Genomic DNA, 19594 nt, shown 5'->3' with positions numbered 1-19594 from the left:
GTGAACCCGCTCCCACAGGTAGTGTGCTTAACCTGTGGGAGCGGGTTCACCCGCGAAAGGGCCGGTACAGGCAATAAAAAAGCCACGAGGTCACCCCCGTGGCTTTCGTTCACAACAGTGTCGCTTACAGCGCCATGTCGTTCTCAGGCTTGCTTTCAACCGCTTTGCCTGGCGCAGCACCGAAATCGACGCTGGCGTCGATCACGGGCGGCTTCTCCAACTGCAGCACTTCAGCGGTGTAGTTCCACTCTTTCTGCGTGGCGGCTGCCGAATCATTCAACTTGGTACCGTAGCTCGGCACGATCTCTTTGATCTTGGCTTGCCACTCAGGCGTCGCCACCTTCTCTTTGAACACGGTTTCGAGCACGTTCAGCATGATCGGCGCAGCAGTGGAAGCACCTGGCGAGGCACCCAGTAGGCCGGCAATGGTGCGGTCCTCGGAGGCCACGACTTCGGTGCCCAGCTTCAGCACGCCGCCTTTCTCGGCATCACGCTTGATGATCTGCACGCGCTGGCCCGCCTGCCACAGGCGCCAGTCTTCTTTCTTGGCGTTCGGGAAGTAGGTGCGCAGGGCTTCGAAGCGGTCGTCGTCAGACAGCATCAGCTGGCCCGCGAGGTACTCCACCAGCGGGTACTGTTCGATACCGACCTTGGTCATCGGCCACACGTTGTGCAGCGTGGTGCTGCCCAGCAGGTCGAGGTACGAGCCGTTCTTCAGGAACTTGGTCGAGAAGGTCGCGAATGGCCCGAACAGGATCACGCGCTTGCCGTCCAGCACGCGGGTGTCCAGGTGCGGTACCGACATGGGTGGCGCGCCAGTCGACGCGATGCCGTAGGCCTTGGCCATGTGCTGCATGGCAACGGTTGGGTTCTCGGTCACCAGGAACGAACCGCCCACCGGGAAGCCGGCGTATTCCTTGGCCTCAGGGATGCCCGACTTCTGCAGCAGCTTCAGCGCGCCGCCGCCGGCACCGATGAACAGGAACTTGGCGTCGGTGGCCGATTCGGTACCGTCCTTCAGGTTCTTGTACTCGACGTGCCAGGAGCCGTCCTTGTTGCGGGTGATGTCCTGCACTTCGCTGGACAGCTTCAGGTCGAACTTGTCCTGGGTCTTCAGGTGGCCAACGAACTGGCGGGTGATCTCGCCGAAGTTGACGTCGGTACCGATCGGCGTCCAGGTCACGGCCAGCTTCTGGTTAGGGTCGCGGCCTTCCATCATCAGCGGGACCCACTTGGCGATCTGCGCGTGGTCTTCGGAATATTGCATCGGGCGGAACAGCGGGCTGGCCTGCAGCGCGTCATAACGCTTCTTGAGGAACTTGATGTTGTCATCGCCCCAGACGAAGCTCATATGCGGGGTGCTGTTGATGAACGAATGCGGGTTCTTCAACACGCCCTGACGCACCTGCCACGACCAGAACTGGCGGGAGATCTGGAAGGCTTCGTTGATTTCGATGGCCTTGGTGATGTTGACGTTGCCGTCTTTGTCTTCCGGGGTGTAGTTCAGCTCGGCCAGCGCGGAGTGGCCGGTACCGGCGTTGTTCCAGCCGTTGGAGCTTTCTTCGGCGACACCGTCCAGGCGTTCGACCATTTCCATCGACCAGCTCGGCTCCAGCTCGTGCAGCCAGACCGCCAGGGTGGAACTCATGATGCCGCCGCCGACCAGCAGCACGTCGACTTTCTTGGTTTCTACCGCGTGCGCTTGCATGACGCTCGCCGCGACAGCCAGACCCAGCAAGGTCTTGCCAGCTTTCTTGAACATTGATCAATCCCAATGGTTAGCACGTAAGGGAGGCCTAGGCGGGGCCTCGTGTCGTTCTGTCCTTCAGCGCGCGCTTGTTATTGATCATTGGAGTCAGCAGCCAAGAGAAACAGTGAACGCCCAGCCGATGGTCGAATTGACCCGCCATCGCTGAAACGTTTTTCCGATTGTATCTGAATTGCCAGCACAAACAAATTGAGGGGCTGCGCGTCAAGGCGACAGGTTGTCCCAGCCACGCGGGAATATTCGACAGCGATTGCAGTATTCTTCCGCCGCCCCTACTATTGCGATCATTTCTCATTCGCACCAGTACGCGCTCGCGCCGGATGCCGCCGTGGTTTCGATACCTGAGTTGAACACCTCGATCCATACCCTGTACCACAGCCATTCGCGCTGGTTGCTTGGCTTTTTGTACCGGCGCCTGGGCAGCCGTTGCGATGCTGCCGACCTGGTTCAGGACACGTTCCTGCGCATCCTCAACCGCCCGCGCCAATTCGACGGGGAGCGCGCTGAACGCTCCTACCTGGCCACCATCGCCCGTGGCCTGTGCGTGGACCACTGGCGGCGCCAGCGGCTGGAACATGCCTGGCTGCAACAGCTGGCGTTGCAGCCCGAAGCCGTGCAGCCTTCCCCCGAGCAGCGAGCGATCATCGTCGAAACCCTGCACGAGGTGGACGCGATGCTGTTGCGCTTGCCCGGCAAGGTGCGCCAGGCGTTTCTGCTGGCACAAATCGATGGCCTGGCCTACCGCGATATCGCCGCGCACATTGGCGTCAGCGAACGCATGATCAAGAAGTACCTGGCGCAGGCCTTTTTGCACTGCGCCATCCTTGAAGCCGAACTCGACGGCGTGCTGGTGGAATGACGCCATGAGCACACCCACACAGAAACTCAGCCACGCCAGTTTGCAAGAAGCCGCGCACTGGTACGTGCAACTGCAGGACGAGGACGCCGGCCCGCAGGTGCACCACCAGTGGCAACACTGGCTCGACCAGCACGGCGACCACCGCGCAGCCTGGCACTACGTGCAACGTGTCGGCCAGCGCTTCGCGCCTTTGCAGGCCGAAGGCGCTGCCGCGGGCCGGGCCCTGCGCGAGCAAGACTCGCGCCGCTTCAGCCGGCGCACCGGGCTCAAGACGTTGCTGGTGCTCGGCGCCAGCTCGCTGCTCGGCTGGCAGGCCTGGCGGGGTGCGCCACTGCCGGGCTGGGGTGCCGACCTTGCCACCGGCATTGGTGAAACCCGGCAAACCCGCCTGGCCGACGGCAGCCAGCTGTGGCTGGGCGCCCAGAGTGCAGTGGACCTGGAGTTCTCTGCGCTGAGCCGCGTGCTCACGTTGCGTTTTGGCGAAATCCTGGTGGAAACCGCCGCCGACTCGCGCCGGCCATTTTTTGTCGACACCGCGCAAGGTCGCATGCAAGCCCTGGGTACCCGTTTTGCGGTGTGCCAGCAGGGCGAGACCACGCGGCTGGACGTGTACGCCGGTGCGGTCGAAGTGTGCACTGCGCAGCGGGCCAAGCGCCTTATTGTCCAGGCCGGGCAGCAGGTGGTCTTCACCGCCCAGGGCATCAGCGCGCCGCGCCCGGCGCAGAGCGCGGGCGAGTCGTGGATTCATCAGCGCCTGAATGCCGAGGACATGCCCCTGGCGCAGCTGTTGCAGACGCTGGGCCGCTATCGCCATGGCCACCTGGGCTGGCACCCGTCGGTGGCACAGCTGTCGGTGATGGGGGCTTTTCCGCTCAACGATACCGACCGCGCACTCGACCTGCTGCAGGCGGCGCTGCCGGTTCGTGTGCAAAGGCTGACGCCCTGGTGGGTGAGCGTCGAGCCGGCGTGAGGAGTGGGGCTGGTGGTTGCCGATAGGTTTGTAGCGCCATACCCCCCACAATCCTCATGCAAAAAAACCGCACCAACCGGTTCCCTTTTCCCAATCTCGTTCGGTTAACCCCTCACAACCTCCCTCAACTGACCGTATCGACCTCAGGGACCAGCATGCCGACGCCCCTCCACCCCGCCTTTCGCCTGGCGCTTGCCGCCCCGCTTTCCCTTTGTGCCGCTGCACCGCTGATGCTGCCGGCGACTTTGGCGCACGCCGAACAAGCGATCAATGCCGAGACTGCCTTCAATATCGCCCCGGGCTCACTGACCAGCGCCCTCAACCAGTTCAGCAGCCAGGCCGGCATCTACCTGGCCGGCAGCAACGCATTGGCCGCCGGTAAAACCAGCCAGGGCCTGCAAGGCCGCTACAGCGTCACCCAAGGGCTGGCCCGACTGCTGCAAGGCAGCGGTCTGCAGGCTGTACCGCAAGGCAGCAGCGGCTATGTGCTGCAACCGGTCGAAGACGGCAATGCTTTGCAACTGGATGCCACCGCCATCAACGCCGCCACCCTGGCTGCCAGCAATGGCCAGGGCGACACGGGCTACCGTGCCGTCTCCAGCGCCACGGCCAGCAAGACCAGCAGCGCCCTCGCCGACACTCCGCGCTCGGTCTCGGTGGTGACGCGCCAGCGCATGGACGACCAGCAATCGCAAACCCTCACCGAAGTGCTCGGCTATGTACCGGGCATCTTCTCCCCACCCTTTGCCGGCGGTGACGGCCAGGCGGGCGACCTGTTCTTCATCCGTGGTTTCAACGCCACCGACTATGGCTACGGCCTGCTGCGCGATGGCCTGCGGGTGCAAGGCAACCGTTACGACACCAGCAGCGAACCCTATGGCCTCGAGCGCGTGGAAGTGTTCCGCGGCCCGACCTCGATCCTGTACGGCGAGAACGCCCCAGGTGGCGTGGTCAACCTGGTCAGCAAACGGCCGACCGCCGAGGCCCGCGGCGAAGTGCAACTGAGCTATGGCTCGCACAACCGCCGCCAACTGGGTGTCGACGTCTCCGGCCCGTTGAACGATGAAGGCAATGTGCTTGGCCGCCTGGTAATGATGGGCCGCAACGCCGATACCCAGGTCGATCACCAGCCTGATGACCGCCTCTACATCGCCCCGTCGCTGACCCTGAACTTCGACGAGTTCAACAGCCTGACCGTGCTGGCCACCTACCAGCGCGACCGCACCTTGATGGAGTTGGGCTACCCCGCAGCCGGCACCTTGCTGCACAACCCCAACGGCAAGATCGACAAGGACCAGCTGTCCGGCAACCCGGACTGGGACAACTTCGAACGCGAAACCTGGAGCCTGGGCTATGAGTTCAGCCACCGCTTCAACGACACCTGGCAGTTCCGCCAGAACTCGCGCTATATGCAGTCGCGCATCGACCGCCAGGAAATGTGGCCAGGCAGCCTGAACAACGGCGGCTTCGGCACCACCTTGGGCAACACTGCCTACGACCGATACAACAAGTCCATCGCCTACTCGCTGGACAACCAGTTCGAAGGCCACTTCGACAGCGGTGCGTTCGAACACACCCTGCTGCTGGGGGCGAGCCTTGACCGCACTTCGTTCAACCAGGACTGGGATGCCGGCAACGGCGGCACCATCAACGTGTTCAACCCGGTCTGGAATGGCAAACCAAGCACGCCCCTGCATGTGCAGAACGCCTTGCTCGATCAGACCATGTACGGCCTTTACAGCCAGCTGCAAAGCAAGGTCGACAACTGGGTGTTGCTGCTCGGCGGGCGCCTGGACCGGGTCAACAGCCAGTTCCGCAACAAGGCCGGCACCCTCAATGCACAAGCCGACATGGACAGCTGGGACAGCGACTTCACCTGGCAGACTGGCGTGATGTACCAGTTCGAAAACGGCCTGTCGCCGTACTTCAGCTATTCCACCGCCTTTGCCCCCACCCAGCAGACCGAGAGCAAGAGCGGCCCGCTGGACCCGACCACCAGCGAACAGTATGAAGTGGGTATCAAGTACGAGCCCAAGGGCTGGAACACTGCCTTTACCGCGTCGGTGTACGACCTGCGCAAGAAGGACGATGTGCTGTTCGACTCAAGCGTCGGCGACTACCGCCAGATCGGCGCCAGCCGCGCCAAGGGTGTGGAACTGGAGCTCAACAGCGACCTGAGCGAAAACCTCAACCTCACCGCGGCCTACACCTACACCGATTCGCGCATTACCAAGGACGTGGCGGGCTCGCTGTATGAAGACCACCAGATGACCGGCGTGCCGCGCAACCAGGCATCGGTGTGGAGCACCTACCGTTTTCGTGACGGGCTGTTGAAGGGGCTGCAGATCGGCGGTGGCGTGCGTCACTTCGACAGCACCTTCGCTTATACCCCGGCGAGCCTGTACGGCAAGCTCGATACCGGTGATGTCACGCTGGTGGATGCCAAGGTGGGGTATACCCTAGACGAACATTGGTCAGTCGAGGTCAATGCCCGCAACCTGTTCGACAAAGAGTATGTAGCAGGCTGCAACAACGCCGGGCGTTGCTACTGGGGTGAAGAGCGGACCTTGCTCGGTACCGTTTCGTTGCGCTGGTGACCCCTTAAACAAAAGACCCCGGCCATCTGCATGACCGGGGTCCTTGGATCACGCCGCAAGCGTCGCGATCAGGGTATCGCCAAGATTACTGCGGCTGAGGCAGCTTATCGATCGGGCCGCAGCCACCGATGACCTTGGAGATGGAAACCGAAGGGTGGAACAGGTAGTCGTACGAGCAGTTCTTCTGCTGGTTGTAGACTTGACCAGTGCAGCCGGACAGCAGGGCAACGCCCGAAACGACAGCAACGGCAACAGTGGCTTTCAACAGCTTTTTCATACTAAGTCCTTTAAATGAATCGTCGGCCATCGTACTGATGGCGCCCGGATCATACAGAACCAAGGCATTGGATCCAAGTCGCACGGGCTGCGATGTAACAATACGTCGCGTTATCGCAGCATTAACCGACAGTTGAAAAGTAAGCCGCCGGGGAAGATAGTCTGTAGTTCTGCCTTGTACCTGCACTATTACAGGAGTTCCCCCCATGCTGGGTGTTACCGACTACGGCGCCTTCGTCATCGCCTTCATCATCGTCCTGGCCATCCCTGGCCCGGGCAACTTTGCCTTGATCACGGCCACGGGCAAGGGTGGCATCAAGGCCGGTTTGGCGGCGACCTTCGGGGTAATCCTGGGTGACCAGGTGCTGCTGTGGCTGGCCGTGGCCGGCGTTGCCACCTTACTTGCCGCCTACCCTGCCGCCTTCCACGTGGTGCAATGGGCGGGGGCTGCGTACCTGGCCTACCTGGGCCTGCGCATGGTGCTGAGCAAACCCGGCGGCGCCCCGCGTGCAAGCCGCATGGACAACGGCCACTACTTGCGCCAGACGATGATGATCACCTTGCTCAACCCCAAGGCGATCATGTTCTACATGGCGTTTTTCCCGCTGTTCGTCGACCCGGTGAAGCACCAGGGTTTGCTGACCTTTGGCTTTCTTGCGGCGACCGTGGCGGTGGTGACGTTCCTGTATGGGCTGATTGCGGTGGTGTTGACCCACAAGCTGGCCGAACGTATGCGCGCAAACCCACGGATTGCCAACCTGTTCGAGCGGTTGGCGGGGGTTTGCCTGGTTGGGTTCGGGATCAAGCTGGCGGCGATGCGCTGAGGGTTGTCATTTGGATTCGAGATAGCCGGGGCTGCTGCGCAGCTCACGGCTAATCGAACTGGGCACTTGCCACCGTTCAACCCTGACGCCGCATGTACTCCGCAAAAAGTGGCACGGTGAAATCCAGGAAACCATGATCGGTACTGTAGGCCATGCCTTTGGAGATAACCTTAGCTCTGGTCGGCCCCAAGGATGATTGGGTTCGACCCAGTGCCTTCGCGATATCACTCACGGCATAAGGCCCATTACCAAGCTCCGACATGGCTTTGACGAATAGCACTTCCCCTGGGGTCAACTGATCTATCCGAACTCTGAAAAAACCTGCATCGAGCAAAGCCAACGTTTCAGAGTATGAATGGACTACATCTTCTAGTGAAATTTCTGGGCCTTCAGCACAGTTCCACGCAGTAGAGGCCCATTCTTGCAAAAAGAACGGATACCCCTTGGTACGGACGACAATCTCCTGTAATGCGGCTTGTGCAATAGATGCCTCCTCGTCCACGATGGGCTTTAGTACTGCTTGTGCGGCAGCTTCTGCATCCAGTGCATTGATTTCGGGATAGAGAAACAGCCGCTCGGCATAAGACTTTGCCTCGCCAGCAAGGCGCGCCACCTGAGGCAGGCCGGCTCCGACCAGTAGCACGGGCAGGCCTTCTTGAGACATACGATGCATCGAAACAATCAATGCGCGCAGGTCCGCCTCTGACAGGTACTGCACCTCATCGATCAGCAATATCCAGCCTTTGCCTGCAGCCTTTGCAGCCCGCCCGATAACGTTGAAGAGGTCTGGCAAATCGTATTGAAGGTTGCCACTGTCGGCCAACCCCGGTTCTGGCTCCACCCCAACCTCCACACCGGCAATATCGATTTTGAAGATAGAGGCAAAACCCCGAAGACCTTTCAGACCTCGATGGGCGATCTGCTTGGCGGCTTCTACAGTCGAGAGTGACCTCATGACCTTACGCATTTCTGGATAAAGCAGACGAGCCAGGCTCTCTTCTTCCGGAGACTCGACTTTGGATACCAGTAAGCCCTCGTCCTCTGCGATTTTCCCGACTTCGTTCAGCAGTACGGTCTTGCCGGTGCCTCTCAAGCCGAGAAGCATCATGGACCTTGCACTGCGGCCATTGACTGCTCGACCACAGGCTATTCGGGCATGCTCCAGCACTACATCCCGCCCAGCCAACTCGGGGGGCCGGCTGCCGGCGCCAGGTGCGAAAGGGTTGCGGTACGGGTCCATGGGCCACCTCTCAGATGGAGCTATAGCAATAGATAGCTAAGTCTAGCTAAAATTACTATCTATCAGTAGATTTTGCTATCAGAACCACCTGATCGGGCGAATCCTATCGGCCTCAGCTTTCCGCCCTACAGCCAAGCTTCAGTTTTTTCCCCTATCTTGTAGTCCATTTCCCAAACATACTCCCGAGCCGCTCAAACTGTTGCTAGTGCTTGGGTCGCGCTCTAGTCTCGCCGTGTCGTTGCCAAATCAACGACTGGCTTTGACAGGCCGACAACCCAAGTTTCCGCTGCAGCGCTTCATGGCGGCTGTACATAGGGCACATTCGTGTGCGCCGGGTTGCTTGGGTACCGGTCTGTCAACCTGTGTATAGCTGCCTCCATTCGTTTGACAGCGTTGCCAGGCAGCTCCACTTACCCAAGGAGCTTTCATGCGCAAGATAGTCCCCGATCCGCCCTACTCCCTCGATTCCTCGCAGATATTGCAGGACACCCTGATTCAATCCACAGAGTACGTCCTCTGTGCCCTGTCTTTAGCCCGCCAATCAGTGCAACTCAAGCCCACCTCCCCCAACTCGATCGTGATGCAGGCAGTCATCCACGAGATGGAGGCAGTACAAAGCCTGGTTGAGTCCGCATTGATGCAATTGCAGATGCAGCCGCACATCCCCGCAGCGCCGCGCACGGTCCATTGAGCGTTCGAATAGCTGCGTAGCCAGGCCCGGCCCCTTCGCGGGCAAGCCCGCTCCCACAGGGCTCTTCTCCATACCTGTGGGAGCGGGTTCACCCGCGAAGAGGCCAGGCCCGGCACTAAAGATTCCAGGGAGTTAAATGACGACTACAGCCACCCGAAAGCCGCCCACCACTGTCGGCGTGACGACGTTCTACCAAGGCGAAAACCAAACCCACCCACTCTTTCGCATCGAGCCCGGCATCTGCTGCCAAAGCGCCCGCGAACAGGCATCCGAGCTGATGGGCTATGTACGCGACATGACCCTGACGGGGTTGATGGAGGGCGATCAGAAGTTGATCTGGGCTTCGCATTACCTGAGCGCGATGGCCAAAGCGCTGCTTGATGATGCGGAGCTGGGGATGATGAAGCATTAAGGCTAGGTAACGAAGGCATCGGACCTCTCCGCCTATGCGCCATCATCAAGATGGCTATCTCACTACTACGTGCGTGCAGGCACAATCCGCTACCTGATGCTCTACGGCAGTGATAAGACGGCTCAATCCAGAAGCATTAAACGAGCGAAGGAAATTCTTGACGCCCTGCGAGGTAAAAATCATGAGTAACACAGCCCATCACGACGAGATGCCAATCCTCGATCTAGATTTGAGCAATACCAAGCCTTTCGAAGCCTCTCGGTTCCTTGATAGCCCTGAAACCATTGCCGCGTTTCTAGCTGAAGCGATGAAGGCTAACGACGCTCAGGTCTTGATGCACGCCATGGGAGAAGTGGCGAAAGCAAGGGGCGTGAACCAGTTCGCTCAGGATGCCGGGGTAAACCGAGAATCTCTTTATAAAACACTCAAAGGCGGCGACAAGACTCGTTTCGCTACAGTTCAGAAGCTCATGCTTGCCCTGGGAGTGGAGTTAACGGTTAGACCGCTTGATAAGCATCTAGCGTAAAAGATGCCGCCTAGACCAAGGTGACATCTTTTATGACGCCGACCAGGCGACCGATGAGGGCGTATTAGAGACCAACGAAAAAGCCCCTGAAAACTCATCGTTTTCAGGGGCTTCATCTACCACATGTATGGCGGAGAGATAGGGATTTGAACCCTAGGTACTGTTGCCAGTACAACGGATTTCGAATCCGTCCCGTTCGACCACTCCGGCATCTCTCCAATGGCGCGCATCATACCAGCGAATTTCTGAAACGCAAACCTTTATTTCAAAAAAATTCGCGTGGTATCAGGCGCTTGCGTGAACGGGCCGCTTACAGCGGCACGCCCAGGCGCTTGGCAACTTCTTCGTAGGCTTCGATGACGTCGCCCAGGCCCTGACGGAAGCGGTCCTTGTCCATCTTCTTGCGGGTTTCTTTGTCCCACAGGCGGCAGCCGTCTGGGCTGAATTCGTCGCCCAGGACGATCTGGCCGTGGAAGACGCCGAACTCCAGCTTGAAGTCGACCAGCAGCAGGCCGGCGTCATCGAACAGCTTGTTCAGCACTTCGTTGACTTTCAGCGACAGCTTTTTCATTTCGACCAGCTGCTCGGCGGTGCCCCAGCCGAACGCGACAACGTGGGATTCGTTGATGAAGGGGTCGCCCTTCTCGTCGTTCTTCAGGAACAGTTCGAAGGTGGACGGCTCCAGCTTGATGCCCTCCTCCACGCCCAGGCGCTTGACCAGGCTGCCCGCGGCGTAGTTACGCACGACGCACTCGACTGGGATCATGTCGAGCTTCTTCACCAGGCACTCGTTGTCGCCCAGCAGCTTGTCGAACTGGGTCGGCACGCCGGCTTCTTCGAGCTTTTGCATGATGAAGGCGTTGAACTTGTTGTTCACCATGCCTTTGCGGTCGAGCTGTTCGATGCGCTTGCCGTCGAACGCCGAGGTGTCGTTGCGGAACAGCAGGATCAAGCGGTCGGCGTCGTCGGTCTTGTAAACCGATTTGGCCTTGCCGCGGTAAAGTTCTTCGCGTTTTTCCATGATGGGCTCCGCTTGCTTGAGTAGTTGGGCTAGGCGATTTCGCGCCAGTCGAGCCCGTGTTCCTGATTCGCCACCTGAAGCCAGTCCGGGTCGCACCCAAGGGTGTCGACGAAACACTGGCGGGCCAGTTGTGGCAGGTTGTTCTTGCTGCTGAGGTGGGCCAGCACCAGGTGTTGCAGGTTGCTCCAGCCCAACTCGTCCACCAGGCGCGCAGCCTGGTGATTGTTCAAATGCCCTTGCGCGCCACCCACCCGCAGCTTCAAGAAGGCCGGGTAGTGCCCGCGCGCCAGCAGGTCACGGCAGTGGTTAGCCTCGATCAACAAGGCATCCAGGCCTTGGTAGCGCTCCAGCAACAACGCATCGTACGAGCCCAGGTCGGTGAGCATGCCGAAACGCCGTCGGCCGTCGCTGAACACGTACTGCAACGGCTCGTAGGCGTCGTGTTCGACGCGCGCCGCCGTCACCTCCAGGCCACCGATGCGCAGGCTGTCGCCACACGCGAGAAAACCGGCCACCTCCACCGGCTTGCGCAGGCCGCGCAAGGTCCCTTGGCTGAGGTAGACCGGTACATTGTAGCGCCGCGACAGCAACCCCACCCCATGCACGTGGTCGGCATGTTCGTGGGTGACCAGCACGGCGCTAAGCTGTGCTGCGCTGACCCCGAGCAGCGCCAGGCGCCGCTCGGTTTCACGCAGGGAAAACCCGCAATCGACCAGGATGAGCGTGTCACCACTGGCGATCAGCGTGCCGTTTCCCTGGCTGCCGCTTCCGAGTACCGCGAAGCGCACTTAACCCAGGTGGTCCTGAATGGCGCTCAGCACGCGGCGGGCGACATCGGCCGGAGCCACGGTGTTGATGTTTTTCTCGACCGTTACCTGCACGCTTTCACCAACCTTGCTCAGGCGCACCTGGTAGCGTTCGGCACGGGCTTCACGCTCTTCCTTGGACGGCGCACTGCCGAACAGGCGGCTGAAGAAGCCCGGCTCGTTCTGCTTGTCGTCAGGCTTTTCGGACAGGTTGATGTAGTACAGGCCCAGGCTGCGGTTGATGTCTTCGACACGCCACTCGCCACCTTGCTCCAAGGCGCGGCCTACGCTGGACCAGGCGCGATCCAGGTCGGCGCCCAGGTACAGCACCGGGTTGCCGCTGCCGTCTTCGCTCAGGCTGACGCGGCTCGGGGCATCGAAATCGCGTGCGGCCAGCAGCGAGACCGACCCGCCCTTCTCGGCGCTGCGGTTCATGCTGGCAAGCATTTCGTCGACCAGCAGGGCATCGGCGCCAGTGTTGCTGGACGAGGACGGGAAACCAGGCTCGGCAGTGCTGCCGGCCGGGCGCTCGACGCTGACGATGTACACCTCGGAGGTGTTGCGTTGCACGCCGGGCTCCATGCGTACACGCACGCGCACTTCGCTGTCTGCGCTGCTGGCGGTGCTCGCCAGGCGCTGACCGAGTGACGCGGAGAGTTCGTCGAAACGCTGCCAGGTGGTGTTGAATTCGCCAGTCTGTGGGCGCTCTTCAGCAATGCGGAAGCCATTGTCTTCAAAGAACTGACGGGCTGCCGGCCAAACTTCGGCGGGCGAGCGCTGGGCCAGGACCCAACGGCTGTTGCCGCTGCGCTGCAGGCTGAAATCGCTGACTTCGGCACCCGCAGTCAGGGGCTGCGGGCGCGGTACTTCGAACTCGCCGGTGGCACGGTCATCAGCAACGTTACGCGGAATAGGCAACAGCGGGTCGAGGCGCTTGACGTTGCTGGCGTCCGGCGGCAGTTGCATCGGCGCAGTCGGGTGCGCCTGCAGGTAATCGCTGCCGCGGTCGCGGAAATAACCCTCGTCGCCCCACAGCCAGCCGCAACCGCTGGTGCTGGAAATGATCAGGGCAAGGGCGGAAAGACCAGCCAGTCGCTTCATGCGGTGTACTTCCTCGATTAAACCAGTACGCCGGACTGGCGCAAGGCAGTACGGACTTTTTCGTGACAGCCTTCGCTCAGCCAGGTCAGCGGCAGGCGAATGCCCTTGTGCATCAGGCCCATTTCAACGAGCGCCCACTTCACCGGAATCGGGTTGGCTTCGCAGAACAGGTCTTTGTGCAGCGGCATGAGTTTTTCGTTGATCGCGCGGGCCTTCTCGGCATTGCCCTCAAGGGCGGCCTCGCACAGATCGGCCATTTCGCGCGGGGCGACGTTGGCGGTCACGGAGATGTTGCCCTTGCCGCCCAGCAGGATCAGCTCGACTGCGGTCGGGTCGTCGCCGGACATGACGATGAAGTCCTTGCTGACGCCATCGAGGATGGCTTTGGCGCGGGCCAGGTCGCCGGTGGCTTCCTTGATGCCGATGATGTTCGGCACGGTCGACAGGCGGATCACGGTCTCGGCCTGCATGTCGCACGAAGTGCGGCCGGGCACGTTGTAGAGGATCTGCGGGATGTCGACGGCTTCAGCGATGTGCTTGAAGTGCTGGTACAAGCCTTCCTGGGTCGGCTTGTTGTAGTACGGCACGACCAGCAGGCAGGCATCGGCGCCAGCGTTCTTGGCGTTCTGGGTCAGGTGCACGGCTTCCGACGTGGAGTTGGCGCCGGTGCCCGCGATGACCGGGATGCGGCCATTGACACGTTTGACAACAAATTCGATGACCTCGATGTGTTCTTCAACAGTCAGGGTGGCCGACTCGCCGGTGGTGCCGACGGCGACGATCGCATGAGTGCCGTTTTCCAGGTGGAAGTCTACAAGTTTGCCGAGGCTGTCCCAGTCAAGACGCCCTTGTGCATCCATGGGAGTGACCAATGCCACCATACTGCCCGCAATCATGTAACTGCTCCTGCCGGAAAAAGAGAGCGGTAATGGTACTGGGGGCATCGGCCTTGCACAAGCGAAGCAGGCGGGCGGAGCATTCCCCTCGGCGGCTTATTTCGCTACCCTTGGCCCTTTGATCGGTGCAGCGCGGCCCGCCGGGCCGTCGACCTTGCTCCCCGCCGGCGTCCACGACCTCGCATGCGAGCCCCGGGCCCTGCCGACTGGAGGCTTTTGCCTGTCCTGCACCGACCGCTCATCGCTTTAGGAATGCTGCATGTCCACCCCCACCGTCCGCGAACAATTCCTTGTCATCAGTGCCCTGGGCCCAAACCCCATGGAACTGGCCAACGTCCTCAGCCGCGCTGCCTTCGAAAACCGCTGCGCGGTCGTCACTTCGCGCCTGAGCCGCCATGGCGAGACCAGCGCCCTGGTGCTGCAGGTCGGTGGCAGCTGGGACGCCCTGGCGCGTCTTGAAGCTTCCCTGCCGGGCCTGGGCAAAAAGCACGGCCTGACCCTCGATGTGGTGCGCAGCGCCGACCAGGAGGTGCGCCCGCAGGCGCTGCCTTATGTGGCCTATGTCAGTGCGGCCTACCGCCCGGACATCATCAATGAGCTGTGCCAGTTCTTCCTCGACCACCGCGTCGAGCTCGAAGCCATGACCTGCGACACTTACCTGGCGCCACAAACCGGCAGCAGCATGCTCAACGCCCAGTTCACCGTGATCCTGCCCGCCGGCACCCAGATCAGCTGGCTGCGTGACCAGTTCCTGGACTTTGCCGATGCCTTGAACCTGGATGCGCTGATCGAGCCTTGGCGCCCACAGAACCCCGTGTAAGGAAGCCCCTATGGCCGTAGCACTCGACCAACCCGTTGCCGATTTCCAGGCCCAGGCCACCAGCGGCCAGACGGTCAGCCTCGCCGAGCTTAAGGGTCGCCAGGTGGTGGTGTACTTCTACCCGAAGGACAGCACCCCGGGCTGCACCACCGAAGGCCAGGGTTTCCGCGACCAGCATGACGCCTTTGCCGCAGCCAACACCGTGGTGTTCGGCGTGTCGCGCGATGGCATCAAGTCGCATGAGAACTTCAAGGCCAAGCAAGGCTTCCCGTTCGAGCTGATCAGCGACAAGGACGAGGCCCTGTGCCAGCTGTTCGACGTGATCAAGCTGAAGAAGCTGTATGGCAAGGAATACATGGGCGTGGACCGCAGTACCTTCCTGATCGACAAGGACGGTGTGCTGCGCCAGGAATGGCGTGGGGTGAAGGTACCAGGGCATGTGGAGGCCGTTTTGGCGGCGGCCCAGGCTTTGAACAAGGCTTGAGATAGGTTGGGGCCGCTTCGCGCCCCATTCGCAGCACAAGGCTGCTCCTACAACGGCAACCTTGTGCTGCGAATGGGCCGCAAAGCGGCCCCAACGTCATTCAGAGCAGTGGCGAAACACTCGGCTCCTGCCGCGGCCAGGCATCCAGCACGGCCTTGAACAGCGTCGCCAGCGGGATCGCGAAGAAGATCCCCCAAAAGCCCCACAGCCCACCAAACAACAACACCGCGCAGATGATCGCCACCGGGTGCAGGCTGACCGCCTCGGAAAACAGCAGCGGCACCAGCACGTTGCCATCCAGTGCCTGAATGATCGCGTACACCGTCATCAGGTAGATGAACTGGTCCCCCCAGCCCCACTGGAACAAGGCAATCAGCGTCACCGGCACGGTGACCACCACCGCGCCCACATAAGGCACCACCACCGACAAGCCCACCAGCAGCGCCAGCAGCGCGGCATAGTTGAGCCCCAGGCTGATGAAGGCGATGTAGGTGGCAATCCCGCAGATCAGGATCTCGATACCCTTGCCACGGATGTAGTTGGCAATCTGCCGATTCATCTCGCTGCCCACCCGGTTCAACAGTGTGCGCTGGCGCGGCAGATAACCACTGACCCAGCGGGCGATCATTTCCCGGTCCTTGAGGAAGAAGAACACCAGGATCGGCACCAGCACCAGGTAGATCATGGCGTTGACCAGCAGCGGCAGGCTCGACAGCGAGAAGGTCAGCGCCCATTGGCCAAACTTGCCGATTTCACCGCGCACCGACTCGATAGCTCGCAACACCTGCTCATCCGACACCAGGTGTGGGTAGCGCTCAGGCAGCAGCAACAACAGCGACTGCCATTTGCCGAGCATGCCGGGCAACTCGTTGAACAGGGTGATCAGCTGGTGCCAGAGCAACGGCACCAGCACCAGCAGGATGACCGCCAGCGCCCCCATGAACAACGCGAACACCACCGCCACCGCCAGCCGAGTAGGCACGCGCAGGCGCTCCAGGGCGTTGACCAGGCCTTGCATCAGGAACGCCAGGACCATCCCCGCCAACACTGGCGCGAGCATACCGCCCAAGGTCAGTACTGCGGTAAACGCCAGAAACAGCAGGACCGCCAGCACCACCGCTTCTTCATCGGAGAAGTAGCGCTGCATCCAGTCGCGAAGCACTTTGAACATTGACGATCCTTGGTTAAGACTCAGGCCTTGCGCAGCCAGTAGGTGTAGGTACCGGCCTCGGCCGTTTCGTGCAGCAGGGTATGACCGGCCAGCTTGGCAAAAGTGCGGAAGTCACGCTGCGAGCCGGCATCGGTGGCAATCACCTTGAGCACCGCGCCAGTGGCCAGGCGGTTGAGTTCCATCTTCGCCTTCAGCAGTGGCAGCGGGCAGTTCAGCCCGCTGGCGTCGAGTTCGGCGTCGCAGGTCAGGGTGTCACTCATCAGGGGTTCTCCACACGCGGGTAGACGTCTTTGGTAACAGGCCCGCTAGGATACCGCCACTGGTCGCCAACGTGTGAGCGGGCTACAGTAGAGGCCTTTGACCCGACGCGAGCTTCGTGCATGAATCTACTGCGCCCTACCCTGTTGACGCTGGCCTGCCTGATGGCCCTTCCCGGCCATGCTGACGACCTGCCATCACTGGGTGATGCCAGCTCTGCGATCGTCTCGCCGCAGCAGGAACACCAGCTCGGCCGCGCCTGGCTCAGCCTGTTGCGTGGCCAGGTCAACCAGCTGAACGACCCGCAGCTCAAGGACTACGTCGAAACCAGCGTGTACCGCCTGGCAGAAACCAGCCAGCTGCAGGACCGACGCCTGGAATTCATCCTGATCGACAGCCGCGAGCTCAACGCATTCGCCGCCCCTGGGGGCATCGTCGGGGTCAACGGCGGCCTGTTCCTCAATGCCCAGACCGAGGGCGAATACGCCTCGGTACTGGCGCACGAACTGGCGCACTTGTCGCAGCGCCACTTTGCCCGTGGCGTCGAAGCCCAGCAACGCATGCAACTGCCCATGATGGCAGCGCTGCTGGCTGGCATCGTGCTGGCGGCCGGGGGCGCTGGCGACGCTGGCATCGGCATGATTGCCGGCACCCAGGCGGCGGCGATCCAAGAGCAGCGGCGCTTTTCGCGGCAAAACGAGCAGGAAGCCGACCGCGTCGGTATCCAGAACCTGGAAAAGGCTGGCTACGACCCGCGCAATATGCCGAGCATGTTCGAGCGCCTGGCGCGCCAGTACCGCTACGATGCCAAGCCGCCAGAATTCCTGCTGACTCACCCGGTTACCGAGTCGCGCGTTGCCGACACCCGCAACCGCGCCGAGCAGGCGCCCAAGGGCGGCATCGAAGACACCCAGCGCTACCAGTTGATCCGCGCCCGCGTGGCCCTCACCTACGAAGGCACCCCAGGCCTTGCCGCCAAGCGCTTCCGCGCCCAGCTGGATGAAGACCCCAAACTGGACGCCGCACGCTATGGCCTGGCCCTGGCGCAGATCAAGGGCGGCCAGCTCAACGAAGCCCGCGAACTGCTCAAGCCGTTGCTGGCCAAAGCGCCCAACGACATTACCTATAACCTCGCGCAGATCGACCTGGACATCACCAACAACCGCCTCGCTGACGCCCAGCAGCGTGCCGAGCGCATGCAGGGGCTGTACCCGGGCAACTACCCGCTGAAACAGGTGCGGGCCGACCTGCTGGTGAAGCAGAACAAGCCAGCTGAAGCGGAAAAAGTACTGAACGACCTGCTCAAGAGCCGGCCGGATGATCCGGATGTGTGGTACGACGTTGCCGAAGTGCGGGGGTTGTCGGGTAACACCATCGGCTTGCACCGGGCGCGTGCCGAGTACTTCACCTTGGTCGGTGACTTCGACCAGGCTATCCAGCAGCTGGATTACGCCAAGCGTCGTGCGGGGAGCAACTTCCCGCTGGCGTCACAGATCGATCAGCGCCAGCGCGAGGTCATGGAGCAGCAGCGGATGGTCAGGGAGATGATGGGGCGCTGAGTTTTTCGGGAGCGCTTGCGCTCCATTCGCAGCACAAGGCTGCTCCTACAGGAGATCGCATTCCCCTGTAGGAGCAGCCTTGTGCTGCGAATGGGCCGCAGAGCGGCCCCAGCATTTTCAGGCGTTACCCGAAAGCTTCAAGCGCGCCGCCTGGGTGAAATCCAGCATGCGGTTAAGCGGTTTGATCGCCTTAGGCACCAACGCCGGGTCAACAAAAATCTCGTTGCTGCCCGTGCGCAAGCATTCCAACACCCGCTCCAGCGTGTTCATCGCCATCCACGGGCAGTGCGCGCAGCTGCGGCACGCGGCGCCGTTACCGGCGGTCGGGGCCTCGACGAATTCCTTGTCCGGACACAGCTGCTGCATCTTGTAGAAGATGCCGCGGTCGGTCGCGACGATGAAGGTCTTGTTCGGCAGGGTCTGCGCGGCTTTGATCAACTGGCTGGTGGAGCCAACCGCGTCAGCCAGGTCGATCACCGATTCTGGCGATTCGGGGTGGACCAGAATTGCGGCGTCCGGGTAAAGCGCCTTCATGTCGGCCAACTGACGCGACTTGAATTCTTCGTGGACGATGCACGCACCGTCCCACAGCAGCATGTCGGCACCGGTCTGCTTCTGGATGTAGCGGCCCAAGTGCTGGTCCGGGCCCCAGATGATGGTCTCGCCGTTGTCCATCAGGCTTTCGACAATCTCCAGTGCGCAGCTCGAGGTCACCACCCAATCGGCACGGGCCTTCACGGCCGCCGAGGTATTGGCATACACCACCACGGTGCGTTCCGGGTGCTGGTCGCAGAAGGCCGAAAACGCTTCGACCGGGCAACCCAGGTCGAGTGAGCAGGTGGCTTCCAGGGTGGGCATCAGCACGCGTTTTTCGGGGGTGAGAATTTTTGCCGTCTCACCCATGAAGCGCACGCCGGCGACGATCACGGTTTCGGCGGGGTGGTTCTTGCCGAAGCGGGCCATTTCCAGCGAGTCGGATACGCAGCCGCCGGTTTCTTCGGCCAGCGCCTGGATCACCGGGTCGCAGTAGTAATGGGCGACCAGCACGGCGTTCTGGGCCTTGAGCTCGGCAGCGATGGCCGCACGGTATTCGGCCTCCTGCTCGGCTGTCAGCGGGTTGAGCTGTTTGGCGTCGAGGTGGGCCTGAACCAACAGGCGTTCGGAAATCTGGGTCATGATCGCTGGACCTGCAAGCGCGTGCGCGCATCAAATCGAGTGTATCACCCGGCCCTGGCAGATCGGCTAAGGGCGCCGGACGGCGCGCAGGCCATCACGGCCCTCTGCGGGCGCGGATTATTATCGGACGCCGAAGGCT

Annotated in this window: 20 protein-coding genes, 1 tRNA gene and 1 pseudogene; 11 read left to right on the top strand and 11 right to left on the bottom strand. The window is 61.5% G+C overall.

Annotated elements, in window-relative coordinates; all coding sequences use genetic code 11:
• Positions 1 to 124: 124 nt before the first annotated feature.
• On the bottom strand, positions 125 to 1762 hold the full coding sequence (mqo, locus tag OO306_RS22050) for a malate dehydrogenase (quinone) (RefSeq protein WP_027594638.1): 1638 nt from the start codon (positions 1760 to 1762) through the stop codon (positions 125 to 127).
• A gap of 334 nt (positions 1763 to 2096) precedes the next feature.
• Here mqo and OO306_RS22045 point away from each other — a divergent pair, with 334 nt between their 5' ends.
• The 3 genes from OO306_RS22045 to OO306_RS22035 all read left to right on the top strand — a co-directional run bounded on the left by OO306_RS22045 (position 2097) and on the right by OO306_RS22035 (position 6194).
• Complete coding sequence (locus tag OO306_RS22045) at positions 2097 to 2627, top strand: sigma-70 family RNA polymerase sigma factor (protein ID WP_186680966.1); 531 nt, start codon at positions 2097 to 2099, stop codon at positions 2625 to 2627.
• A 4-nt stretch (positions 2628 to 2631) separates the two neighbouring features.
• Positions 2632 to 3597, top strand: a complete 966-nt coding sequence (locus OO306_RS22040; RefSeq protein WP_265969909.1) for a FecR domain-containing protein — start codon at positions 2632 to 2634, stop codon at positions 3595 to 3597.
• Positions 3598 to 3752: 155 nt separating this feature from the next.
• On the top strand, positions 3753 to 6194 hold the full coding sequence (locus OO306_RS22035; protein ID WP_265969908.1) for a TonB-dependent siderophore receptor: 2442 nt from the start codon (positions 3753 to 3755) through the stop codon (positions 6192 to 6194).
• Between the two features lie 85 nt (positions 6195 to 6279).
• Here OO306_RS22035 and OO306_RS22030 read toward each other — a convergent pair whose 3' ends face one another.
• Positions 6280 to 6471 carry a DUF4223 family protein gene (locus tag OO306_RS22030; RefSeq protein ID WP_027594641.1) on the bottom strand — a complete coding sequence of 64 codons (192 nt, stop codon included), beginning with the start codon at positions 6469 to 6471 and terminating at the stop codon, positions 6280 to 6282.
• 205 nt (positions 6472 to 6676) lie between these two features.
• Here OO306_RS22030 and OO306_RS22025 point away from each other — a divergent pair, with 205 nt between their 5' ends.
• Positions 6677 to 7294: a LysE family transporter gene (locus OO306_RS22025; RefSeq protein ID WP_027594642.1), complete on the top strand. Its 618-nt coding sequence runs from the start codon at positions 6677 to 6679 to the stop codon at positions 7292 to 7294.
• A gap of 76 nt (positions 7295 to 7370) precedes the next feature.
• Here OO306_RS22025 and OO306_RS22020 read toward each other — a convergent pair whose 3' ends face one another.
• Entirely contained in the window at positions 7371 to 8534 is a 1164-nt protein-coding gene (locus OO306_RS22020) for an ATP-binding protein (protein ID WP_265969906.1), read from the bottom strand.
• 427 nt (positions 8535 to 8961) lie between these two features.
• Between OO306_RS22020 and OO306_RS22015 the strand changes: the two genes are divergently transcribed.
• The 4 genes and pseudogenes from OO306_RS22015 (at position 8962) to OO306_RS22000 (ending at position 10163) form a co-directional block, all read left to right on the top strand.
• Positions 8962 to 9225: a hypothetical protein gene (locus tag OO306_RS22015; RefSeq protein WP_265969905.1), complete on the top strand. Its 264-nt coding sequence runs from the start codon at positions 8962 to 8964 to the stop codon at positions 9223 to 9225.
• A 136-nt stretch (positions 9226 to 9361) separates the two neighbouring features.
• The gene (locus tag OO306_RS22010; protein WP_265969904.1) at positions 9362 to 9637 is read left to right on the top strand and encodes a DUF3077 domain-containing protein; all 276 of its coding nucleotides are present in this window, start codon (positions 9362 to 9364) and stop codon (positions 9635 to 9637) included.
• A gap of 63 nt (positions 9638 to 9700) precedes the next feature.
• A pseudogene (locus tag OO306_RS22005) lies at positions 9701 to 9826 on the top strand (type II toxin-antitoxin system RelE/ParE family toxin); the annotation flags it as partial.
• Positions 9819 to 10163: an addiction module antidote protein gene (locus tag OO306_RS22000; protein ID WP_027594645.1), complete on the top strand. Its 345-nt coding sequence runs from the start codon at positions 9819 to 9821 to the stop codon at positions 10161 to 10163. The pseudogene OO306_RS22005 and the gene OO306_RS22000, both read left to right, overlap by 8 nt.
• A gap of 128 nt (positions 10164 to 10291) precedes the next feature.
• Here OO306_RS22000 and OO306_RS21995 read toward each other — a convergent pair.
• From OO306_RS21995 to dapA, 5 genes are all read right to left on the bottom strand, one after another.
• A tRNA-Ser gene (locus OO306_RS21995) sits at positions 10292 to 10381 on the bottom strand.
• A gap of 92 nt (positions 10382 to 10473) precedes the next feature.
• A complete protein-coding gene (gene purC / locus OO306_RS21990; RefSeq protein ID WP_008097517.1) occupies positions 10474 to 11184 on the bottom strand; it encodes a phosphoribosylaminoimidazolesuccinocarboxamide synthase in 711 nt (236 codons plus the stop codon).
• Positions 11185 to 11213: 29 nt separating this feature from the next.
• Positions 11214 to 11972 carry an MBL fold metallo-hydrolase gene (locus OO306_RS21985; RefSeq protein ID WP_027594646.1) on the bottom strand — a complete coding sequence of 253 codons (759 nt, stop codon included), beginning with the start codon at positions 11970 to 11972 and terminating at the stop codon, positions 11214 to 11216.
• Positions 11973 to 13091, bottom strand: coding sequence for an outer membrane protein assembly factor BamC (bamC, locus tag OO306_RS21980; RefSeq protein ID WP_027594647.1), 1119 nt, complete (start codon positions 13089 to 13091; stop codon positions 11973 to 11975).
• 17 nt (positions 13092 to 13108) lie between these two features.
• Positions 13109 to 13987, bottom strand: coding sequence for a 4-hydroxy-tetrahydrodipicolinate synthase (gene dapA / locus OO306_RS21975; RefSeq protein WP_099430204.1), 879 nt, complete (start codon positions 13985 to 13987; stop codon positions 13109 to 13111).
• Between the two features lie 259 nt (positions 13988 to 14246).
• Between dapA and OO306_RS21970 the strand changes: the two genes are divergently transcribed.
• Entirely contained in the window at positions 14247 to 14807 is a 561-nt protein-coding gene (locus OO306_RS21970) for a glycine cleavage system protein R (RefSeq protein ID WP_027594649.1), read from the top strand.
• 10 nt (positions 14808 to 14817) lie between these two features.
• Positions 14818 to 15291, top strand: a complete 474-nt coding sequence (locus OO306_RS21965) for a peroxiredoxin (RefSeq protein ID WP_027594650.1) — start codon at positions 14818 to 14820, stop codon at positions 15289 to 15291.
• A gap of 100 nt (positions 15292 to 15391) precedes the next feature.
• On the opposite strand, the gene OO306_RS21960 is transcribed toward OO306_RS21965, so the two are convergent.
• Positions 15392 to 16462, bottom strand: a complete 1071-nt coding sequence (locus OO306_RS21960) for an AI-2E family transporter (RefSeq protein ID WP_027594651.1) — start codon at positions 16460 to 16462, stop codon at positions 15392 to 15394.
• 20 nt (positions 16463 to 16482) lie between these two features.
• The gene (locus OO306_RS21955) at positions 16483 to 16722 is read right to left on the bottom strand and encodes a sulfurtransferase TusA family protein (RefSeq protein ID WP_265969903.1); all 240 of its coding nucleotides are present in this window, start codon (positions 16720 to 16722) and stop codon (positions 16483 to 16485) included.
• Positions 16723 to 16842: 120 nt separating this feature from the next.
• On the opposite strand from OO306_RS21955, the gene OO306_RS21950 reads away from it, so the two are divergent.
• Positions 16843 to 18279, top strand: coding sequence for a M48 family metalloprotease (locus tag OO306_RS21950; protein WP_027594653.1), 1437 nt, complete (start codon positions 16843 to 16845; stop codon positions 18277 to 18279).
• Positions 18280 to 18396: 117 nt separating this feature from the next.
• Here the strand turns inward: OO306_RS21950 and nadA are convergent, their stop codons facing one another.
• On the bottom strand, positions 18397 to 19455 hold the full coding sequence (gene nadA / locus OO306_RS21945; RefSeq protein WP_085272423.1) for a quinolinate synthase NadA: 1059 nt from the start codon (positions 19453 to 19455) through the stop codon (positions 18397 to 18399).
• Positions 19456 to 19594 lie beyond the last annotated feature (139 nt).

The sequence above is a fragment of the Pseudomonas sp. DCB_AW genome, from assembly GCF_026240895.1.
Lineage (GTDB): Bacteria > Pseudomonadota > Gammaproteobacteria > Pseudomonadales > Pseudomonadaceae > Aquipseudomonas > Aquipseudomonas kermanshahensis.
The sequence above is the reverse complement of the archived record's forward strand: the minus strand, read 5'-3'. Positions and strand labels throughout refer to the sequence as shown.